Raw genomic sequence first — 21,059 nt, 5'->3', positions numbered from 1 at the left:
CGACGGGACGGGTGTGCTTCGGGCTTCGGGCCGTACTCACGACGGTACCCGAACGGCCCTGCGGCGTTCACCGGCTCTGCGGCCACAGCCGTGGATCGGGCGCGAACCGGATGCCCAGCACGCCGTCCGTCAGCCCCGCGCCGTCGACCGTGCAGCGGCGCAGCGCCGACGGGAGCCTGACGGTCCTGCGGAACGGCCCTGCGGTGAGCAGCAGTTCGTCGCCGCGCCGGACCAGGCCGAGTTCCTCCTTGACCGCGCCGGGCAGCGGCAGCCGCCAGACCAGGACACCGTCGTCGGCGAGCCGGTCGTCGATGCTCCACTCCGGGGCCGCGGCGTGGGGGGCGGCCGGGCGTTCCAGCGCGGCCAGCTCTCCGGCGGTGCGGGGGGCCCGGCCCAGGTGGGGCAGCTCCTGTACGTGTACGCCGTCGCCGAAGCCGGCGGTCAGCTCCTTGAGGTGCTCCTGCTGCTGCTCAGCCAGGGCGGCGAGCCAGGGGTCGCGGGAGCCGGCGGGCAGCACCCGGTTCGCCACGACCAGGTCCAGGGTGTGGCGGTGCAGGGCGATCCCGGTACGAGCGGTGCGCAGCGCCCGCGTCGCGGCGGGTCCCGGCTCGGCCACCAGGCGCACGGTGGTGTCCGGGTCGTCGATCCTGGCCTGGACGGCGGCCAGTTCGGTCTCCCAGCGTGCGGTCGTGTCGTACAGCCACTGGGCCGGCATCGGAACGCCCGCCAGCTGGGCCAGCATCGGACGCAGCGCGCGGGCCGCCTGCCGCTCGGGCGGCAGCAGCCTGCGCAGGTAGCGCCGGAGCTGCTCGGGGAGCGCGAGGACCGCCAGTGCTTCCTGGACCGGCGGCATGTCGACGACGGTCAGGTCCCACGCGGCGCTGTCGACCGTGCGCAGCGCGTGCAGCAGCGCGAACTGCTCGGCGCCCGGCAGCTCGGTCAGCTCCTCCTCGTCGAGCCTGGCCGCGCCGAGCAGCTCCAGGGCGGTGGTGCCGCGTTCCTGGAGGGCGAGGAGTTCGGTACGGAAGTGGGCACCGGAGTCGATCCGCTCGGCCCGCACACCCGCCTCACGGGCTGCGGAGAGGCTCTCGCCCGGGTCCGGGTCGGTGGAGAGCAGCAGGACCCGCTCGCCTTCGCGGGCGGCGGCGAGCGCGGTGACCGCCGCGACGGTGGTGCGGCCCGCGCCGCCGGGGCCGGTGACGAGGACCGTGCGCATCGGGCGTCAGTCCTTGGGCTGCGGTGCGGTGCCCGAAGCTGCGGCGCCCGACTCGACCCGCTTCTTCAGGCCGGCCAGGGCGCGGTCGATGATGACCTTCTCGGCCTTGCGCTTGATCATCCCGAGCATGGGGATCTTGACGTCGACGGTCAGCCGGTAGGTGACCTGCGTGGCGTCGCCCGTGGGGGCGAGGAGGTAGGTGCCGTCGAGCGCACGGAGCATCTGCGACTTGACCAGCGTCCAGCTGACCTCGTTGGCTCCGGTCCAGGTGTACGCGAGGGTGTGGTCGTCCTTGATCGCACCGGCGTCGAGCACCAGCCTGACCTGCTCGGCGCGGCCCTCGGCGTCGGTGGAGAGGACTTCCGCCTCCTTCACCTCGCCGGTCCACTCCGGGTAGCGGGCGAAGTCGGCGATCACGCCCATGACGTCGGCCGGTGCGGCCTCGATCGTGATGCTTGAGCTGGTGTGTTCAGCCATCGCCGTGGCTCCTCCAGTACGGAATCCGGTGTGCATGCGCTGTGAAGGCTATCGCGTGCGCACCGGGCCCCGGACCGCTACCACTCCATGACCCAGGGCTGTGAGGTCGAAGCGAAGTGTCCGACGTTCACACACTCCGTCCCGCCGATACGGACCCGGTGGGACAGCGGCTGGTGCACATGGCCGAAAAGCGCGTACCGCGGCCGGACGCGCAGGATCGCGGCGAGCAGGGCCCTGCTCCCCCGCTCGAAGCGGCGGGCCACCGTGTCGTACACCAGCTCGGGGACCTCCGGCGGGATGTGGGTGCAGAGCACGTCGACATCCCCGAGCGCCTCGATCTTGGCCGCGTACTCCTCGTCGCTGACCTCGTAGGGCGTGCGCATCGGGGTCGTGAGACCGCCGCCCACGAAGCCGAAGACCCGGCCGCCGATCTCGACGCGCTCGCCGTCGAGGACGGTGGTGCCCGGTCGCGCGTACTCCCGCCAGAGCGGTGGGACATCGACATTGCCGTAGGTCGCGTACGTCGGAGTGGGGAACGCGGCGAACAGATCGGCGTACTGCCGGCGCACCGCCGTCTCGATCGCGGTGTCCCGGTCCACCGCGCCCCAGAGCCGGCTGCCGAGGTCGCGCGCCTCGTCGAAGCGCCGCGCGGTGCGCAGCTCAACGATGCGGTCGGCGTTCTCCACGCCGAAGAGGTCGGGGAAGATCCCGCGCGAGTGATCGGCGTAGTCCAGGAAGAGGACCAGGTCACCGAGGCAGATCAGGGCGTCGGCACCCTCACCCGCCCTCGCGAGGCCGCTGGTGTTGCCATGGACGTCACTGACCACATGCACGCGCATGGAGATCACCCTAGAACTCCTGGACACAACCTGGATAGAGGGTGCCGGACCTGCGAATACCGTCGCGTCCCGACATGCGTGGACTAGTCTGCGCGAAGCACCGCAGCGGCATGTGACGCATGGAACATCTGGCCGGAACCCCCTATCGGGAACCGCTTACTCATGGGTAACGTCCGGGCGGTCAGGTCCAGTCGTGGCGACAGCGATGTCGACCAGAGGAGCAGCAGTCTTGCGTGAGTTCAGCCTTCCGGCCCTGTACGAGGTCCCTTCGGACGGCAATCTGACGGATCTGATCCGCCGCAACGCCGCTCAGCATCCCGATGTCGCGGTCATGGGCCGCAAGGTGGCCGGCGCCTGGACCGATGTCACAGCCGCCCGGTTCCTCACCGAGGTCCAGGACGCCGCGAAGGGGCTGATCGCCGCGGGTGTGCAGCCCGGTGACCGGGTCGCCCTGATGTCCCGGACCCGGTACGAGTGGGTCCAGCTGGACTTCGCGATCTGGAGCGCGGGCGCGATCACCGTTCCGGTGTACGAGACCAGCTCGGCCGAACAGGTGCAGTGGATACTCGGCGACTCCGGCGCCGTCGCGGTGCTCGTGGAGAGCGACGCGCACACCGCGACCGTCGAGTCGGTGCGGCACTCACTGCCCCTCCTGAAGCACGTCTGGCAGATAGACAAGGGCGCCGTCGACGACCTCAGGGCCGGCGGCGGCGAGGTCTCGGACGCGACGGTGGACGAGCGCAGCTCCCGGGCGCGTGCCGACGACCCGGCGACCATCGTCTACACCTCGGGGACCACCGGCCGCCCGAAGGGGTGTGTGCTCACCCACCGCAGCTTCTTCGCCGAGTGCGGCAACATCGTGGAGCGGCTGAAGCCGCTGTTCCGTACCGGTGAGTGCTCGGTGCTGCTCTTCCTGCCCGCGGCGCACGTCTTCGGCCGGCTGGTGGAGGTCTCGTCCGTGATGGCGCCGATCAAGATCGGCTGCGTACCGGACATCAAGAACCTCACGGACGAACTGGCCTCCTTCAGGCCGACGCTCATCCTCGGCGTCCCCCGCGTCTTCGAGAAGGTCTACAACTCGGCCCGCGCCAAGGCGCAGGCCGACGGCAAGGGAAAGATCTTCGACAAGGCCGCGGCCACCGCCATCGCCTACAGCCGCGCACTCGGCACCCCGCAGGGTCCGTCCGCCGGGCTGCGGATCAAGCACAAGGTCTTCGACCGGCTGGTCTTCAGCAAGCTGCGGGCGGTGCTCGGCGGACGCGGCGAGTACGCGATCTCCGGCGGCGCACCGCTGGGCGAGCGCCTCGGCCACTTCTACCGCGGCATCGGCTTCACGGTCCTTGAGGGGTACGGCCTCACCGAGTCCTGTGCGGCGACCGCGTTCAACCCCTGGGACCGGCAGAAGATCGGCACGGTCGGTCAGCCGCTGCCGGGTTCGGTCGTACGGATCGCGGACGACGGCGAGGTCCTGCTGCACGGCGAGCATCTCTTCAGCGGTTACTGGAACAACGAGACGGCGACATCGGATGCGCTGGCCGACGGCTGGTTCCACACCGGCGACATCGGCACGCTCGACGAGGACGGCTACCTCGCGATCACCGGCCGCAAGAAGGAGATCATCGTCACGGCGGGCGGCAAGAACGTCGCTCCCGCGGTGATCGAGGACCGGATCCGGGCACATGCCCTGGTCGCCGAGTGCATGGTGGTCGGCGACGGACGGCCGTTCATCGGTGCGCTCGTCACGCTGGACGAGGAGTTCCTCGTGCGGTGGGCCGAGGAGAACGGCAAGCCCGTGGGATCCACCGCGCTCTCGCTGCGCGACGACGCGGAGCTGCTCGCCGAGATCCAGCGGGCGGTGGACGACGGCAACGCGGCGGTCTCCAAGGCCGAGTCCGTCCGTAAGTTCCGCGTCCTCCCGGCGCAGTTCACCGAGGAGGCGGGGCACATCACACCGTCGCTGAAACTCAAGCGCACAGTGGTGGCGAAGGACTTCGCCGACGAGATCGAAGCGATCTACCGCGGCTGACGGAGCCGTACGGCAGGACCGGGTGCGGGCCGCTGCGGCCCGCGCCCGGTCCTGTCAGAGCAGCTCCCTGAGCTTCCCGGCCAGCAGGTCCCAGCGCCACTTCTCCTCGACCCAGGCCCGGCCGCGCTCGCCCATCCGCCGCCGCAGCCCCGGGTCCTGGAGCAGCGTCACGATCCGGTCCGCGGCGTCGTCGGCCGAACCGCCCCGCACCACCCAGCCGGTCTCGCCGTCGAGCACCGCGTCGGGCGCGCCGCCCGAGTCCCCCGCCACCACCGGCAGCCCGGTCGCCGACGCCTCCAGATAGACGATGCCGAGACCCTCGACGTCGAGCCCGCCCCTGCGCGTGCGGCACGGCATGGCGAAGACGTCGCCCGCGCCGAAGTGCGCGGGCAGCTCCGCCCAGGGCACGGGGCCGGTGAAGCGCACCGAGCCCGCTACGCCGGTGTCCGCCGCCAGTTTCTCCAGGTCCCCTGCGTACGGCCCGCCGCCCACGATCAGCAGGACCGCGTCCGGAACCTGCCGCAGGATCCGGGGCATCGCGAGGATCAGGGTGTCCTGGCCCTTGCGCGGTACGAGCCGCGAGACGCACACGACCACCGGCCGGTCGGTGAGGCCGAGGCGCGCGCGCACCTGCGCACCGCCCGAGCCGGGGTGGAAGGTCTCCTCGTCGACACCGGGGGGCAGCTGGACCATGCGGGCGGCGGCCTCCGGGGTCAGCGCCCCGGCGATCCGCGAGCGCGTGTACTCGCCGAGGTAGGTGAGCGTGTCCGTCCCCCGGCCGATCCGCCGCAACAGCTGCCGGGCCCCGGGCAGCTGAGCCCAGCCGGCCTCGTGGCCGTGCGTGGTCGCGACGATCCGTTCGGCTCCGGCCCTGCGCAGGGCCGGAGCCATCAGGCCGAGCGGGGCAGCCGCCCCGAACCACACCGCCGTACAGCCGTGTTCGCGCAGTAGCCCGCTCGCCCTCGCCGTGACCCGGGGGGTGGGCAGGAGCATCGTGCTCCGGTCCCGTACGACCGTGAACGGCTGGTCCGCGTCGAACGCCGCGGTGGCCGCCGCGCCCTCGCTGCCGCGCTTCCACGTGGAGGCGTAGACGACGATTCGGCCGGGTTCCAGCCGCAGCGCCATGTTGTGCAGGAAAGCCTGGATACCGCCGGGCCGCGGCGGGAAGTCATTGGTCACGATCAACGTCTTGTGCATCGCCGCCGACAGTACCCAACGGCCCTGCCTCACCGCTCGCGCGCGGTCCCGCCCGCATCATGTCCCCGATGTCGGAGCACACCACGGCGCACGCCGTCACAGCGGACAGGACTGCCACCTGGAGCGCACGCGGCGCGGCGCTCTCCCTCGTGGTCCCGGCCCTCGTGGTCTGGGCCGCCACCAGAGCGCTGCTGCTGCTCTGCGTGTTCAAGGTGCTGACTCTGCCCGGGGCCGATGTCACCGCCGACGTCTCGGGGATCTACCACGGCTGGTACGAGGTGCTGCGGACCGGCGGATTCCCGCTGTCCGACGTCACCTGGCAGTACCCGCCCGGTGCCGCGCTCGCGATCCTCTCCCCCGCTCTGCTGCCGTTCCTGGGCTACGCACCGGCCTTCTACCTGCTGACCCTCGTCGCGGACGCCCTGGTACTCGTCCTGCTGCTGCGCACGGCTCTCCGGCCCGGCAGACGGCCGGCCGGGGTCTGGGTGTGGGTGGCGGGTGTACCGCTGCTCGGCCCGACGGCGTACGCCAGGTACGACCTGATGGTGACCGCGGTCGCGGTGGCGGCGCTGCTCGCCGGGGCCGCCCGGCCGCGCACCATGGGCGCGCTGGCCGCGCTCGGCGCCCTGATGAAGGTCTGGCCCGCACTGCTGCTCGCGGGCGTGCCACGCGGCCGTGCGACCCGTGTGTCCTGGACGGCTTTCGCGGCCACGGCAGCCGGGCTGCTGCTGCTCGCCGGGGTGACGATGCCCGGCGCCTTCGCCTTTCTGACCTTCCAGCGCGAGCGGGGCACCGAGGTCGAGTCGCTGGGCGGGCTGGTCTTCCAGGTGGCGCGGCAGCTCGGCTGGCAGGGGCAGGTACTGCTCACCTACGGCTCGGTGGAGTTCGTCGGACCGTACGTCCACCTGGTGAGCGCCGTCGCGCTCGGGCTGACCGCTGCGGCCTTCGGCTGGCTGCTGATCTGGCGGCTGCGGGCCGGGGAGGCCGCCGCCGCGACCCCGTGCGACGCAGCTTTCACCACCGTCCTGCTCTTCACCACGACGAGCCGGGTGATCAGCCCCCAGTACCTGGTGTGGCTGCTCGGGCTCGGCGCCGTCTGCCTGGTCTTCCGCACCAGCCGGATGGCGGTCCCCGCGCTGCTGGTGGTGGCTGCCACCGGCGTGACCTTCCTGGAGTTCCCTCTCGGGTTCGACCATGTGGTGGCCGGGGACGCGACAGGCCTGGCGCTGATGTTCCTGCGGAACGGGCTGCTGGTCGCGGCCGCGCTGACCGCGGCGCGCCTGCTGTGGCGGCACACGGTCCCGCGCCGCGCGTCGCGGACGTCCCGGCCCGGCGGGCGGGAGGCCGCGCCCGGCGGTCCGGACGGGCCCACCGGGCGTGCGGGTGAGGGTGAGCCGGGAGCGGGCAGTGAGCCGCTCAGTCCAGCTGCGCCCTGAGGTAGTCGCGCCACCGCGCGGTGAAAGCGGCCGGATCAGTGCCGAGCACGTCGTTCATGGCCTTCTCCACCGCGCCGTCGCGCTGTCCGTCGGCCCCGACCGCGCGGTAGAAGTCGGTCAGCTTCTGCTCGCCCCACTGCCCGGCGATCATCCTGCAGGCCAGCCAGCCGCCCTCGTATGCCCGCGCCAGCCGGTCGGCGCCGTCGCTGAAGCCGAAGTCCGCGTCGGTGGGCAGCGCGGCGGGCAGCCGGCCGCCGCGGACCGCCCGCTGCAGCTCCGGCGCCGTCTCCCGGGGGGTGCTGCCGGTGTCCCGGTAGGCGACCCAGTCGGCGAACCCCTCGGAGAGCCAGAGCGGAGTAGCCGTGGACGTCGCGGTGCGGGTGGCGACATGAGTGGTCTCGTGGGTGATGACCACCTGCCGCCCCAGTGAGCCCAGCAGGGCGTACGCCTCGGGGTTGACGATGACCCGGTCCGCCGGCGCGGCCCCGGCACCGCCCGCCTCTCCGGTGGTGACCGCCGCGATGCCCCGGTAGGTGGCCGCGGGCGAGCCGAGCAGGGCGCCCATCGAATCCAGCGACGCCGGTACGAGCACCACCACCCGTCCCGCCCACTTCCGGTGCCACGCCGCGTCGACGGCGGGAACGGCCCGGTCCGCGACGGCGGCGACCTGCCGGAGCAGGGAGCCGGAGCCGCCGACGCCGAGCACCAGGCTGTGCTTGCCGCGGGCGGTCCGCACCGGGCCCTGCTGCCAGAGCTGCTGCCCGGTGCCGCCGTCCGGGCTGTCGTCGTCGATGTACCAGCGGCCGTCGCGCTCGACCAGCTTCAGCGTGCGCCCGGCCGCCACCGGCGCGCTGTCGTAGCCGGTGATCCGGTACCGCAGCTCGACCCGTGCGGTGGCGGTGGAGCCCTGCCGCTCCACGTCGCCGACGCGGTACTCCCAGGAGCTCAGCGGCACGGCGGCGAGATTGCGGAACTCCGCGCGCTGCGCCGTCCGCAGGCCCTTCGCCCGTGGGTCGACCACGGACAGGTACCCGCTCTCGTCATGGCCGAGAACAGCGGCGGCCCGCCGGTCGAGGGTCCGGCGGATTCCGCGGTCGGCGCTGCCGTCGCCGGGGGCGCCGGGCACGGTGCACGCGGACAGCAGCAGGAGGGCGAGCGCGCAGCCCGCGGCCCGGCCGCGTGCCGTCCTGCTCCCCCGTCCTGTCACGCCGCCGATCGTACGTGGCGGGCCGGCGGGCAGGACCGGCGCCCGGTGCGCGTCAGACCCTGGTCACCGACGAGACGGGCATCATGCCGACCGGGTCGTAGCGGACCCTGGCGCCCGGATACGGCGCGTGCAGGACCTGGCCGCTGCCCATGTACATCGCGACGTGGCTGGCGTCGCTGCGGTACACCACCAGGTCACCCGGGCGGGCCTGCGAGAGCGGGATCTGCCGGCCCGCGTACCGCTGCTCCTGGGAGGTGCGGGGCAGGGAGACGCCCGCGTGCGCGTACGCCCACTGCATCAGCCCCGAGCAGTCGAATCCGGAGGGGCCGCTCGCGCCCCATACGTACGGCTTGCCGAGGGCGCTGCGGGCCGCGGCCACCGCGGCCCCGGTCCGGCCGGAAACCGGCAGCGCGCCGAGCGCGGGCAGGGCGCCCCGCTCCGAGCGCGACACCTGGCCGTACCGGTCGCGCTGAGCGCCGGGCAGCGCGTCGAGAAGCCGGCGCGCTCGGGCGAGCTTGCCCTCCACCGTCCGCTTGTGGCGGGCCACTTCGGTGCGGCTGTGCCGGAGTTCGCCGAGCTTGCGGGTCGCGTCGGCGCGCCGCTGGGCCAGATCGCGCTGGGCCTGCTGGACGCGGTGCAGTTCACCCGCCTGGACGTCACCGATCTGGGCCAGGGCAGCGGCCTTGTCGAGGTACGAGTCGGGGTCCGACGAGAGCAGCAGGGCGAGCGAGGGGTCGATACCCCCGGCGCGGTACTGCGCTCCTGCCAGTGCGCCCAGCGCCCCGCGCATCCGGTTGAGCCGCTCCTGGCCGCGTGCCACGCCGTCCTGGGCATCGGCGACCTGGTGACGCAGGTGTGTGGCCTGCTCGTCGGCCTTGTCGTACTGCTGGGTGGCCCGCTCGGCCTGGGCGTACAGGCCGTCGACCTCGCTCTTGGCGGCCGTCGGGGATTCGTGCGGCACGGCGCCCGCCGGTGCGGCACCGAGTCCTGCCGCGGCCGTCGCCAGCGCGGCGGACAGCACGGTGATCCGGGCACTCTGCGCGAGGCCGGACTGGGTGGCACGGCGATGGGACACCACAGGCGCCGCACTCCTTCCGCTGCGTGCGACCCCCTGCCGCCCGGATGGGCGGACCGTTTACCGGGAACCGCACGCCGGACAGTAGCCGTGCGATCACGCTGTGGCCAAAGACCCGTTGGGTACGAAGAGTGACGCCCCGCCGGAGACCACAAGGTCACCGACGGGGCGGGGAGTCAGCGAGCGGCGCCGTAATTCGCCCGATTGGGCGGTGTCGGCAGCGCTGTACGGGACGGTACGGATCAGATGCGGACGCCGAACTGGAAGGGCATGTTGCCCATCGCCTCGTACCGGACGACCGCACCGGTGTGCGGTGCGTGCAGCACCTGGCCGTTGCCGGCGTAGATGCCGATGTGGTGCAGGTCGCCGTAGAAGAGCACCAGGTCGCCGGGCTTGAGGGCGCTCTGCGAGTAGATGCGCTGTCCGGCGTTGGCCTGGGCCTGCGAGGTGCGCGGGATCGAGACACCGGCCTGCGCGTACGCCCAGGACGTCAGCCCGGAGCAGTCGAAGGACGCGGGGCCCGTGGCGCCGTACACATACGGCTTGCCCATCTGGGTCTTCGCCGCGTTGAGGGCTTCGGCGCCCCGGGCGGAGGCGGGCACCGAGTCGCCGAGGTCCACACGGTTGCTGGTGCGGTTGGCGCGCGCGTTCTCCTGGGCTATCGAGGCGCGCTCCGCGGCGGTCAGGCTGCTGAGCAGCTTGCGCGCGTCGGCGAGCTTGTCCTGGACTTCCTGCTTCTTCTTGCCGAGTTCCTTGCGCGTCGACGCCAGGTCCTTGAGCTTGTCCTGCGCCTCGGAACGCTGCTGGGCGAGGGTGCGCTGCTTGGCCTGGATCTTCTTGACCGCGTCGGCCTGCTGGCCGCTGAGCTGGTCCTGCGCGGTGGCCTTGTCCAGGAAGGTGTCCGGGTCGGACGAGAGGAAGAGCTGGACCGACGGGTCGATGCCGCCCGAGCGGTACTGGGCGCTCGCCATCGAACCGAGCTCGCCCCGCAGCTTGTTGAGGTCGCCCTGACCCCGGGCCACGTTGTCCTGGAGGTCGTCGACCTGCTTCTTGAGCTTGTCCTGCTGGTCCTTGGCGCCGTCGTACTTCTGGCTGACCGCGTCGACGTCCTCGTAGAGCTTGTCGACCTTCGCCTTGACCTCGCTCTTGGTCGGCTTGGGGTCGGCGTGCGCGGACTGGGCGGTCAGGGCCACGGCTGCGGCAGCGGTCGCGGTGAGCACGGTCACACGAGTGCGGCTCGCAGGCTTGGGACGACGGTGGGACGCCACGGAGGCGAGCTCCTTCTTCCTCAGAGCCGCCGAACACGTAACTGAACCGTGAGACATCGGCGGTCCCTTCGCTGCCACTCCGAATGAGTGGTCGACCGCGCGAAGGTTCGAGGCTCGACCTTAGTGACCTTCTTGTGATCAGTTCAAATCCTGTTGCCAAAAATCTCGGTCATCGCATGCATATTTTGCAGACATCGCACGGGCAGTAACGGTCACTTGACGCTCCGCCGAACACCGTGCGCCACGAAGTCGGGCATTGGCCACAGGAGTTACTAGACGCGCGAAAGCCTCTTCAGCAACAAGACGGACGCGACGGGCCTCGCACCCGACCTGGCCACACCGTCGGCGACCTCCCGGTCGGCCGACACGACGACCACGGGACGCCCGGACGGCTCGGCCCTGACGAGCTGACGGATCACCTCGTCCGCGGTGACGCCGGGCTTGCTGAAGAGCACCCGCACGCCGCGCGGCGGCGCGAGCAGCACCGGCGCCGCCAGCTCGGCCCCGTCGAAGACACAGGTCATCTCGGCGCCCGTCTGCGCGGCGAGCATCGAGAGGCCGCCGAGCAGGCGCAGCCGCTGCTTCTCCAGCGGCAGCTGCGGATAGCCGGTCTTGGTGACGTTGTAGCCGTCCACCACCAGGTGGGCCTGCGGCAGCGAGAGCAGCTGGTCCAGCAGGGCCGGGTCGGTGTCCGAAAGCGCCCTGGCCGCGACGTCCTTGGGCGAGAGCCGGCCGGGCTCGACCGCGTCGACGGAGTCCGCCGGGCGCAACGTCACGGGCGGCAGGGCCAGTTCACGGCGCAGCCCCTGGGCCGCGTCGAGCACCGTGTCCAGCAGCAGACGCAGCCGCATGTCCTCGACGGAACGCCCCTCGCGCACGGAGCGGCGGCCGGCCTCGACCGCCGCCTCGGCCTCGCCGAGCCGCGCCTTCAGGCGCCGCGACTCGCTCTCCGACGCGGCGACCCGGGACGCGGCGTCGGACCTGATCGCGTCGATCTCGGAGCCGGAGCGGCGGAGCGCCGCCTCGCCGCGCTTCACGTCGCTCTGCGCGCTGCGCAGCTTGCGCTGAAGCGATTCAGCATCCCTGCGGGCCGTATCCAGCTCAGCACGCAGCCGCTCGTTCTCGGACCTGGTCTGCGCCCGCGCTTCGGCGAGTTCCGCGCGCAGCCGCTCCAGCTCCTCCTGGGCCGCCTCGTCCGCGCGTTCGGCGACGGCGCGTTCGGCCTCCTCGCCCGCGGCCTCCACCAGCTTCACCCAGCCGGCCGGGCGCAGCACGTACGCGGCGGCGGCCACATCCACCGGGTCGGCGGCGGCGGGCGGCGAGCCGGCTTCCAGCGCCCCGGCCAGTTCGGTCTGGGACTCCTTCAGCCGCTCGCCGATGCGCCGCCGGAAAGCGGGGTCGCCCGCCAGGGCCGCAGCCATCGCGTTGCCCGCGAACTTGGCACGCCTGGTGGGAGTGAACCGCGCGTACTGCCGCAACTGCGCAGGGAGTTCGGGGACGGTCAGTCCGCCGAAGGCGTCGGAGACGAGCGCGACGACGCGCCGCCGCACCGCCTCCGGCAGCGGACGGTCGAGCGCCTCTGCGGCGTCACCGGCCGCACCGGCCGGCTCCGCACCGCGTTCAGCCTCCACCATCCGTCACCCCACTGTCACTCTTCAGGGGGCTCCCTCAGGAGCCGCCGCCCGGCCTGTCCACCAGCTCGATCTGATCCACCGCGTTGCACCAGCGGCAGCGCACCGACTCGATGGTCTCACTGACCACCTCGCGCTCCTCCACCTTGGGCTCACCGGCCAGGTCAAGATGTATGTACTCGACAACCTTCGACGAGCGCGTCACATCGAAACGCGTGAGATTGCCGCAGAGCGTGCAGCGCCACCGGGTATCGGCGGTCGGCATGGGAACCGTCGTCATACGTGCCGTCCTCTTCGTTCGTACTGCGTCGGTCGCGGTGCGCCATCGAACTGCGGATGTACTCCCCGCAACCCTACGGCCTACGGCATACCCCGGGGGCGGACCTGCCGGCCGGGGGGAGCCCGGCGAGGCGATCTGCCCGATTGCGTCCGGTTGGGCCATGCTCGGTGAATGTTCACGTGGCGGCATGCACCGCGAGGGAAGGCACCGAGGCGGAGCGGTGAACCGCCCGGCGGCCCGGTGGTGACGTACGGCCTCATCGGCCTCTGCTGCCTGGTCTTCCTGATGAGCCCCGTCTCGGGCCTCGATCCGGCCTACGGCACCGGGGACAATCTCCTTGCGGCGCAGAGCGCGTACTTCGAACACTGGGGCGTCGTCCCCACCGAACTGATGAGCGGGGCGGCGGGGGCCCTCCTCACCCCGCTCACCGCGCTCTTCATCCACGCCAACTGGCTGCATCTGCTCGGCAACATGCTGTTCCTCTACGTCTTCGGCGCGATGGCCGAGGAGCGCATGGGGCGCCTGCACTTCGCGGTCTTCTACCTCGTGAGCGGCTACATCGCCCTGGCGGCGTACGCGCTCACGCACTCGGCGTCGGACCAGACCCTGGTGGGAGCTTCGGGTGCGATCTCTGCGGTGCTCGGCGCCTTCCTGAGCCTCTTCCCCCGGGCCCGGGTCACGAGCATCTTCCCGTTCCTGCTGTTCCTGCCGCTGCGCTTCCCCGCCTGGATCGTGCTCGTCTTCTGGTTCGTCCTGCAGTGGCTGGCGGCCGGACAGCAGAGCGGCACCGGCCCCGGGGTCGCCTATACGGCACATCTGGTGGGGTTCTCGCTGGGCTTCGGCTACGCGGCGGTGAGGTACTGGCGTACGACTAGAGTGAAACTCCCAGCGAGGGCCACCGAGGGAGAAAGCAAGCCGTGATCACCGCGATCGTGCTCATCAAGACCAGCGTGGACCGGATCCCCGAGATCGCCGAATCGCTCGCCGCTCTGGAGAACATCAGCGAGGTCTACTCCGTCACCGGTACGTACGACCTGATCGCGCTGGTCAGGGTGGCCCGCCACGACGATCTGGCGGACATCATCCCCGGCCGGATCAGCAAGATCCCGGGGGTGGAGGCGACGGACACGCATGTGGCCTTCCGTACGTACTCGCAGCACGACCTGGAAGCCGCCTTCGCCATCGGCCTGGACGCGTAACGGCCGCCCTGCCGGGCGGGGCCGTGAGGCTCCGTCGCGGCGGGACGGCCGGTGGGCGGCAAGTTACCGGCGTCGTCGCGGTCAGACAGCCGGCACGCAGCGTCCGTCCTCGGTGCGGTAGTTCCAGCGGGCGCCGTTGCGCACCAGTTCCTTCACCGCTCCCACGAAGCGCTCCACGTGCTCGTCGGGCGTACCGGCGCCGAAGCTCACCCGGACGGCGTTGAGCGAGCGCTCGCCGGGCTCGCCCTCCGGGGCCCCGCACTCCCCCTGGTCCTGCGGGTCACTGCCGAGCAGGGTCCGGACGAGCGGGTGGGCGCAGAACAGACCGTCGCGCACCCCGATGCCGTACTCGGCGGAGAGCGCGGCGGCGAAGTGCGAGCTGTTCCAGCCGTCCACCACGAACGAGATGACACCGACCCGCGGGGCGTCGTCACCGAAGAGCGAGAGCACCTTGACCGCCTCGACCTCGGCGAGCCCTCCGAGGACCTTGCTGACCAGCGTCTGCTCGCGCTCGACCAGGGAGTCGAAGCCCGCCTCGGTGAGGGCCCGGCAGGCGGAGGCGATGGAGTGGACGCCGATGACGTTGGGCGACCCGGCCTCGTGGCGGGCGGCCGTGGTGTGCCACTCGACGTCGACACCACCGTCGGTGCGCCTGGCCACCGTGCGGGAGGCACCGCCGCCCGCGAGGTAAGGCTCGGCGTCGCGCAGCCAGTCCGAGCGGCCCGCGAGGACCCCGGAGCCGAACGGCGCGTACAGCTTGTGACCGGAGAAGGCGACCCAGTCGACGTCCAGCTCCTCGATGTCGACGGGGTGGTGCGGCGCCAGCTGCGCGGCGTCCAGCACGATGCGGGCTCCGTGGGCGTGCGCGGCGGCGGCGAGCTCCTTCACCGGCCACAGCTCGCCGGTGACGTTCGAGGCGCCCGTGACGCAGACCAGGGCGGGCGTCCGCCGGTCCGTACGGGCCTCCAGCGCGCGCTCCAGCGTCTCGACCGCCTGCTGAGGGGTGCGCGGGGCGTTCAGGTAGGTGACGGTCGCGTTGCGCCAGGGCAGCAGCGAGGCGTGGTGCTCGGTCTCGAACACGAAGACCTCGCAGTCGGCCGGGACCACAGCGGCCAGCAGATTGAGCGAGTCCGTCGTGGAACGGGTGAAGACGACCTGGTCGTCCGGGCGGCAGCCGAGGAACTCGGCGACGGTCACCCGGCTGTTCTCGAAGAGGTCGGTGGAGAGCTGCGAGAGGTAACCCGCACCGCGGTGCACGCTGCCGTAGTACGGGGCGTACGCCGCCACGTCGTCCCAGACCCGCTGCAGGGCCGGGGCGCTCGCCGCGTAGTCCAGCGCCGCGTAGGTGACCTCGCCACCGGTGACGAGCGGGACGAGGACATCCCTGCCGAGAACGGGGAGGTTCTCGGAGGAATCCTGACAAACCGACGAGTCGGCGGCAGCGGTGGGGACAGACATGACGAACTCCCGGAAAAAGGCAGGCGAATGCACTGAACGCGTGCCACACGCGGCAGTGCGGAGAAAGGTGCGGAGAAGGGGGCTAGTGCCCTATCGCATTCGCTGAACCACGGAAGAACTCCCTCGACGACCAGGATCCCTGTCGAGGGATCCGCGCTTGCCGAGGACTTCGCTGCCCACGGCCTGGTCTTCACCCAGGGCACCCCGCCACGGACGGAGGGTTGCCGGACAGCGGGCTGGGGCCGTAGTCGCTGTCACTCATGACCTGAAGAGAATCCTGCCATACGTCCACGGACGCGCCAAGGCGCAGTCCACAGCATGAGACCGGTGTACCCGGCCGGAGGGGCTGCGGAACCGCTCCCCGGCACGTCCGCGGAGGGGCTCAGGCGTTGCTGGCGGCGACCCAGCGCTCCAGCGCCCGGCCCGCCGCACCCGAGTCGATGGACTCGGCCGCTCGGGCGACGCCCGCCGCGATCTGCTCGTTGAGGGTCCCGCGGCCCGGGTCCAGCGCGACCAGCGCCGCCGCCGAGTTGAGCAGCACCGCGTCCCGTACCGGACCGGATTCGCCGGCCAGCAGCCTGCGGGCCACATCCGCGTTGTACGACGCGTCCCCGCCGCGGAGCGCCTCCACCGGAACCAGTCCGATGCCCACGTCGCGCGGGTCGAAGGACTCCTCACGCACCGTGCCGCCTGCCACGGTCCAGACCCTGGAGGTGGCGGTGGTGGTGAGTTCGTCCAGCCCGTCGTCACCGCGGAACACCAGGGCGGACGATCCGCGCTCGGCGAGCACGCCCGCGATGATGGGCGCCACCCGCGCGTCGGAGACACCGGTCGCCTGCGCCCCGACCTTCGCCGGGTTGGTGAGCGGCCCGAGGAAGTTGAAGGTGGTGCGGATGCCCAGCTCCCTGCGCGCCGCGGCCACGTAGCGCAGCGCGGGGTGGAACTTCACCGCGAAGCAGTAGGTGATCCCCGCCTCGCCCGCGACCTCCACGACCCGCTCCGGGGTCAGCTGCAGATTGACGCCGAGCTTCTCCAGGACATCGGACGCCCCGCTCTGGGACGACGCCGCGCGGTTGCCGTGCTTGACGACCCTGGCGCCGGTGCCCGCCACGACGATGGACGACATGGTGGAGATGTTCACGGTGTTCGCACCGTCGCCGCCGGTCCCGACGATGTCCACGCTCGGCCCCGGCACGTCGATCAGCCTGGCGTGCGCGTACATCGCCCGGACGAGGCCGCTGATCTCCGCGACGGTCTCCCCCTTGGCGCGCAGAGCGACCACGAAGCCGGCGATCTGGGCGTCGGTCGCCTCGCCGCTCATGATGCGGTCCATGGCCCAGGCTGTGGCGTCCGCACTCTGGTCGACGCCGCTGAGCAGGGCGTCGAGTACGCCCGGCCAGGAGTGCGCCGCCACGCTGTCGCCGCCGACAGGGGTCTCAACGCTCATGGTCCACTCCTGGGTACGCCGTCGAACAGGGCTGGAGCCAGCTTAGCCAGCTCCGTGGACAGCGAAGAGCCCCGTCCATCGAATGGACGGGGCTCCTGCTGTGGCGACTTCTCAGTCGGTCAGGTGATCAGTGGTGACCGTGGCCGCTGGTGATCTCCTTGTACTCCTCGGCAGTGGGCTTCTCGATCTGGTTGTGCTCGCCGTAGTAGCCCTTGCTCAGCTTGGCGCGGACCTTGGTCAGGCGGGACACCTTGCGCGCGACACCGTTCTCGTCGACCTCTGGGCCGATCTCGAGCGGCTGGTACTGCTCGTGCGCGGTCAGGGTGTGCAGCTGCTCGGCCTTGAGCGGCTCGTGGACCTCGATGAACTCACCGTGCGGGAGGCGCTTGATGATGCCGGACTCACGCCCGTGCAGCACCTTCTCCCGGTCACGGCGCTGAAGACCCAGGCACCAGCGCTTGGCCACGATGAAGGCGATGACCGGTCCGACGAACATCCCGATCCGTACGAACCAGGTGATCGCGTTGATCGACAGATCGAAGTGCGTCGCCCAGAGGTCGTTGCCGCCACCGACGAGCAGGATCAGATACAGCGTGATCCAGGCGACGCCGAGACCCGTACGCGTCGGGGCGTTGCGCGGGCGGTCCAGGATGTGGTGCTCGCGCTTGTCCCCGGTGATCCAGGACTCGATGAAGGGGTAGACACCGATCCCGACCAGGACCAGCGGGAAGACCACGATCGGGATGAACACACCCAGGACGAGCGTGTGACCCCAGGCGTTGATCTCCCAGCCCGGCATGATGCGGACGAGTCCTTCGGAGAAGCCCATGTACCAGTCGGGCTGGGCGCCGGTCGACACCTGGTCCGGGCGGTACGGGCCGATCTCCCAGATCGGGTTGATCGAGGCGATCGCCGCCATCGCCGCGATGACACCGAAGACCAGGAAGAAGAAGCCCCCGGCCTTGGCCATGTAGACCGGCAGCAGCGGCATGCCGACCACGTTCTTGTTGGACTTGCCCGGACCCGCGAACTGCGTGTGCTTGTGGTAGAAGACCAGGATCAGGTGGCCGACCAGCAGCCCGAGCATGATGCCCGGCAGCAGCAGTACGTGGACCGAGTAGAACCGCGAGACGAAGTCGCCGCCGGGGAACTCACCGCCGTACAGGAACATCGACAGGTACGAGCCGACGATCGGGATGGAGAGCATGACGCCCTCCATGAACCGCACACCCGTGCCGGACAGCAGGTCGTCCGGGAGGGAGTAGCCGGTGAACCCGGTGAACATCCCGAGCACCAGCAGCAGGAAGCCGAAGAGCCAGTTGATCTCGCGCGGCTTGCGGAAGGCGCCCGTGAAGAACACGCGCATCATGTGCACCAGCATGCCGGCCAGGAAGACCAGCGCCGCCCAGTGGTGGATCTGCCGGATGAGCAGTCCGCCGCGGACCTCCAGGCTGATGTTCACCGTCGAGGCGTACGCCTCGGACATGTGGATGCCCTGGAGCGGCACGTACGGGCCGTCGTAGACGACCTCGTTCATGCTCGGGTGGAAGAACAGCGTCAGATACACACCCGTGAGGATGATGATGATGAAGCTGTAGAGGCAGATCTCCCCGAGCATGAAGGACCAGTGGTCCGGGAAGATCTTGCGCATGTTGGTCTTGGCCAGGCCGTAGATGCCCAGACGGCCGTCGGCCCAGTCGGCCACCCGCTCGCCGGCGGGCGCCTTGCGCTGTGAATCCGTCACGGTGCTCATCCGCGCTCCCAGAAGGCAGGACCGACGGGCTCTGCGAAGTCGCCGAGCGCTTCGAGATTACCCTCGCCGTTCACACCGATCCGCAGCTGCGGAAGGGCGTGGCCGGCCGGGCCGAAGATGACGCGGGCGCCGTCGGACAGGTCGAAGGTGGACTGGTGGCACGGGCAGAGCACGTGGTGCGTCTGCTGCTCGTACAGGCTGATCGGGCAGCCGACGTGGGTGCAGATCTTCGAGAACGCGACGATGCCGTCGTGGGCCCACTCGCGTTCCTTCTTGTCCTTGATGTTGTCCGGCTGGATACGGACGATCATCAGGGCAGCCTTGGCGATCTGCGTCTGGAAGTCCTCGTCGGACTCCTCGAGACCCTGGGGCATGGCGAACGTCAGCGAACCGACGGCCACGTCCTCGGGGCGCAGAGGCTGGTTGGTGTTCATGTTGATGAGCACCTTGCCGCGCGCCCAAAGGGTCTTGCGGAGCTTCTTCTCCGGCAGCGGACCGAGGTCGCGCAGCAGCATCACACCGGCGAGCGGCACCATGGCCATCGCGCCGAACAGCGTGGTGCGGATCAGCTTGCGGCGGCCGAAGCCGGACTCGGCGGCGCCTGCCGCGAAGTCCGCCATGACCTGCGCCTTGACCTCGGCCGGGGCCTCGATCGGGTGGCGCTCGGCCGGCATCTCGACGTCCGACATCAGCGTGCGGGCCCAGTGGACCGCGCCCGCGCCGATCGTGAAGAGCGCCACGCCCAGGGTCAGCCCCAGGGAGAAGTTGAGCGCGCTCACGTGCCCGAACGGGAAGATGAAGACGATCTTGTCGACCGGGAAGATCACGTAGGACGCGATGAACGCGATCGTCGCCAGCATCGAGAGCGTGAACAGGAAGGCGACCACGCGCTCGGAGCGCTTGGCTGCCCGCTCGTCGATGTCCTGGATACGCGGCTTGTGGGCCGGCAGTCCCGGATCCGCGAACGGATCCTTCGCGGTCTCCACCGCGCCGTGCGCGGCATCCTGCTCACTCGGCAGGTTCTCTTCGGAATTCTCTTGGCTACTCATGACTTCTTGGCCTTAGCGGTGTGGGCCGCGACCCAGATGGCAACCGCGATCAGCGCACCGAGTCCGAAGATCCAGCCGAACAGACCTTCGCTGACCGGGCCGAGGCCGCCCAGCTTGAGGCCGCCCTCGCTGGCGGAGTTGTCGCCGTTGACGGTCTTGACGAATGCGATGATGTTCTGCTTCTGCTTCTCCGGCATCGTCGTGTCGGGGAAGTTCGGCATGTTCTGCGGGCCGGTCTGCATGGCCTCGTAGATGTGCTTCGGGTCCACGCCTTCAAGGCTCGGGGCGAACTTGCCGTGCGTCAGAGCACCGCCCTCACCCGTGAAGTTGTGGCACTGGGCGCAGTTGGTGCGGAAGAGCTGGCCACCGGCTGCGACGTCGGCGCCCTTGTCGCTGTACTGCTTCGAGGTCGGCGCGATGGGTCCGGCGCCGAGGGAAGCCACGTAGGCGGCGAGCTGGTCGATGTCGCCCTGCGAGTAGATGACCTTCTTCTTCGGCACCTGGGCGCCGGGCTGCTGCGCGGGCATACGGCCGGTGCCGACCTGGAAGTCCACGGCGGCTGAGCCGACGCCGACCAGGCTGGGGCCGTCGGACGTGCCCTGGCCGCCCATTCCGTGGCAGCTTGCGCAGCCCACGGAGAACAGCTTCTTGCCCTCACTGATGGCGAGGGACTGGGAGGTGTCGTCGGCCTGCGCCTTGCCCGCGGGCGCGAACGCGGCATACAGCCCCCCGGTGGCCGCCAGCGCGAGGAGTAGGACGACGACCGCCGCCAACGGGTGGCGTCGTCGTGCGGAGAGCTTTTTCACGGATTACCCCGGTGTCAGGATCTTCTGCGTCGGTGCTTGCTGGATGAGTGGGGCGTCGGGCCCGATTACTTGATCAGGTAAATCGTCGCGAAGAGGCCGATCCACACGACATCGACGAAGTGCCAGTAATAGGACACGACGATGGCTGCGGTTGCCTGCTGGTGCGTGAATCTCTTGGCCGCGTATGTCCTGCCGAGTACGAACAGGAAGGCGATCAGGCCGCCTGTCACGTGCAAGCCGTGGAAGCCGGTAGTCAGGTAGAACACCGAGCCGTACGGGTCGGAGGAGAGCGAGAGGCCGTCCTCCTTCACCAGGCTGGTGTACTCGAAGATCTGGCCTCCGATGAAGATCGCACCCATCACGAACGTGATCGAGAACCACGAGCGCAACTTCTTCACATCGCCGCGCTCGGCGGCGAAGACGCCGAGCTGGCATGTGAGGGAAGAGAGCACAAGGATCGTGGTGTTCGTCGCCGAGAAAGGAACGTTCAGCGAGGACGCCATATCCTTCCAGTGCTCGGGACCCGTCACCGATCGCAGGGTGAAGTACATCGCGAAGAGGGCCGCGAAGAACATCAGCTCGGAACTCAACCAGATGATGGTTCCGACGCTGGTGAGGTTCGGCCGATTGACCGACGGGTGCGCGTGCCCGGTTTCTACTGTCGTTGCTGTCGCCACGACCGACATTATGTCGGT

At 70.5% G+C, this 21,059-nt stretch carries 19 protein-coding genes and 1 riboswitch; of the genes, 4 read left to right on the top strand and 15 right to left on the bottom strand.

Features of this window, described 5'->3' with window-relative positions; translation table 11 throughout:
- Positions 1-67 precede the first annotated feature (67 nt).
- The 3 genes from OG584_RS26340 to OG584_RS26330 form a co-directional block, all read right to left on the bottom strand.
- Complete coding sequence (locus tag OG584_RS26340) at positions 68-1,216, bottom strand: ArsA family ATPase (RefSeq protein ID WP_405781440.1); 1,149 nt, start codon at positions 1,214-1,216, stop codon at positions 68-70.
- A gap of 6 nt (positions 1,217-1,222) precedes the next feature.
- A complete protein-coding gene (locus OG584_RS26335) occupies positions 1,223-1,693 on the bottom strand; it encodes an SRPBCC family protein (protein ID WP_405781439.1) in 471 nt (156 codons plus the stop codon).
- Between the two features lie 77 nt (positions 1,694-1,770).
- Complete coding sequence (locus OG584_RS26330) at positions 1,771-2,532, bottom strand: metallophosphoesterase (RefSeq protein WP_405781437.1); 762 nt, start codon at positions 2,530-2,532, stop codon at positions 1,771-1,773.
- Between the two features lie 229 nt (positions 2,533-2,761).
- Between OG584_RS26330 and OG584_RS26325 the strand changes: the two genes are divergently transcribed.
- The gene (locus tag OG584_RS26325) at positions 2,762-4,558 is read left to right on the top strand and encodes an AMP-dependent synthetase/ligase (RefSeq protein WP_405781435.1); all 1,797 of its coding nucleotides are present in this window, start codon (positions 2,762-2,764) and stop codon (positions 4,556-4,558) included.
- A 54-nt stretch (positions 4,559-4,612) separates the two neighbouring features.
- Here the strand turns inward: OG584_RS26325 and OG584_RS26320 are convergent, their stop codons facing one another.
- On the bottom strand, positions 4,613-5,755 hold the full coding sequence (locus tag OG584_RS26320) for a glycosyltransferase family 4 protein (protein ID WP_405781434.1): 1,143 nt from the start codon (positions 5,753-5,755) through the stop codon (positions 4,613-4,615).
- A 68-nt stretch (positions 5,756-5,823) separates the two neighbouring features.
- On the opposite strand from OG584_RS26320, the gene OG584_RS26315 reads away from it, so the two are divergent.
- Positions 5,824-7,191, top strand: coding sequence for a glycosyltransferase 87 family protein (locus OG584_RS26315; protein WP_405781432.1), 1,368 nt, complete (start codon positions 5,824-5,826; stop codon positions 7,189-7,191).
- Here the strand turns inward: OG584_RS26315 and OG584_RS26310 are convergent.
- From OG584_RS26310 to OG584_RS26290, 5 genes are all read right to left on the bottom strand, one after another.
- Entirely contained in the window at positions 7,172-8,398 is a 1,227-nt protein-coding gene (locus tag OG584_RS26310) for a hypothetical protein (RefSeq protein WP_405781430.1), read from the bottom strand. The genes OG584_RS26315 and OG584_RS26310 overlap by 20 nt on opposite strands.
- Before the next feature lie 52 nt (positions 8,399-8,450).
- The gene (locus OG584_RS26305) at positions 8,451-9,476 is read right to left on the bottom strand and encodes an NlpC/P60 family protein (protein ID WP_405781428.1); all 1,026 of its coding nucleotides are present in this window, start codon (positions 9,474-9,476) and stop codon (positions 8,451-8,453) included.
- A 239-nt stretch (positions 9,477-9,715) separates the two neighbouring features.
- Positions 9,716-10,741: an NlpC/P60 family protein gene (locus tag OG584_RS26300; protein ID WP_405781426.1), complete on the bottom strand. Its 1,026-nt coding sequence runs from the start codon at positions 10,739-10,741 to the stop codon at positions 9,716-9,718.
- A 272-nt stretch (positions 10,742-11,013) separates the two neighbouring features.
- Complete coding sequence (locus tag OG584_RS26295) at positions 11,014-12,375, bottom strand: NYN domain-containing protein (protein WP_405781424.1); 1,362 nt, start codon at positions 12,373-12,375, stop codon at positions 11,014-11,016.
- A 34-nt stretch (positions 12,376-12,409) separates the two neighbouring features.
- The gene (locus tag OG584_RS26290; RefSeq protein WP_164264249.1) at positions 12,410-12,652 is read right to left on the bottom strand and encodes a hypothetical protein; all 243 of its coding nucleotides are present in this window, start codon (positions 12,650-12,652) and stop codon (positions 12,410-12,412) included.
- A 171-nt stretch (positions 12,653-12,823) separates the two neighbouring features.
- Here OG584_RS26290 and OG584_RS26285 point away from each other — a divergent pair, with 171 nt between their 5' ends.
- Positions 12,824-13,573 (top strand): rhomboid family intramembrane serine protease, encoded by a 750-nt coding sequence (locus OG584_RS26285; RefSeq protein WP_405781422.1) that lies wholly within the window; start codon positions 12,824-12,826, stop codon positions 13,571-13,573.
- On the top strand, positions 13,570-13,851 hold the full coding sequence (locus OG584_RS26280; RefSeq protein ID WP_164264247.1) for an Lrp/AsnC ligand binding domain-containing protein: 282 nt from the start codon (positions 13,570-13,572) through the stop codon (positions 13,849-13,851). The genes OG584_RS26285 and OG584_RS26280 overlap by 4 nt, the downstream gene beginning before the upstream one ends.
- An 81-nt stretch (positions 13,852-13,932) precedes the next feature.
- On the opposite strand, the gene OG584_RS26275 is transcribed toward OG584_RS26280, so the two are convergent.
- The 6 genes from OG584_RS26275 to OG584_RS26250 all read right to left on the bottom strand — a co-directional run bounded on the left by OG584_RS26275 (position 13,933) and on the right by OG584_RS26250 (position 21,050).
- Positions 13,933-15,309: an aminotransferase class V-fold PLP-dependent enzyme gene (locus OG584_RS26275; RefSeq protein ID WP_405781420.1), complete on the bottom strand. Its 1,377-nt coding sequence runs from the start codon at positions 15,307-15,309 to the stop codon at positions 13,933-13,935.
- A gap of 148 nt (positions 15,310-15,457) precedes the next feature.
- Positions 15,458-15,575, bottom strand: a riboswitch (SAM riboswitch).
- A 116-nt stretch (positions 15,576-15,691) separates the two neighbouring features.
- Positions 15,692-16,756, bottom strand: a complete 1,065-nt coding sequence (gene trpD / locus OG584_RS26270) for an anthranilate phosphoribosyltransferase (RefSeq protein WP_405781418.1) — start codon at positions 16,754-16,756, stop codon at positions 15,692-15,694.
- 127 nt (positions 16,757-16,883) lie between these two features.
- Positions 16,884-18,509, bottom strand: a complete 1,626-nt coding sequence (locus OG584_RS26265; RefSeq protein WP_405781417.1) for a cytochrome bc complex cytochrome b subunit — start codon at positions 18,507-18,509, stop codon at positions 16,884-16,886.
- On the bottom strand, positions 18,506-19,558 hold the full coding sequence (locus tag OG584_RS26260; RefSeq protein ID WP_405781415.1) for a Rieske 2Fe-2S domain-containing protein: 1,053 nt from the start codon (positions 19,556-19,558) through the stop codon (positions 18,506-18,508). The genes OG584_RS26265 and OG584_RS26260 overlap by 4 nt, the downstream gene beginning before the upstream one ends.
- Complete coding sequence (locus OG584_RS26255; RefSeq protein WP_405781413.1) at positions 19,555-20,364, bottom strand: c-type cytochrome; 810 nt, start codon at positions 20,362-20,364, stop codon at positions 19,555-19,557. Before OG584_RS26255 ends, OG584_RS26260 begins: the two co-directional genes overlap by 4 nt.
- Before the next feature lie 65 nt (positions 20,365-20,429).
- The gene (locus OG584_RS26250; protein WP_164264241.1) at positions 20,430-21,050 is read right to left on the bottom strand and encodes a heme-copper oxidase subunit III; all 621 of its coding nucleotides are present in this window, start codon (positions 21,048-21,050) and stop codon (positions 20,430-20,432) included.
- Between the last annotated feature and the right edge of the window lie 9 nt (positions 21,051-21,059).

The organism is Streptomyces sp. NBC_00859, assembly GCF_045161865.1.
Taxonomy (GTDB): Bacteria; Actinomycetota; Actinomycetes; order Streptomycetales; family Streptomycetaceae; genus Streptomyces.
This window is presented reverse-complemented; position numbering and strand designations above follow the sequence as displayed.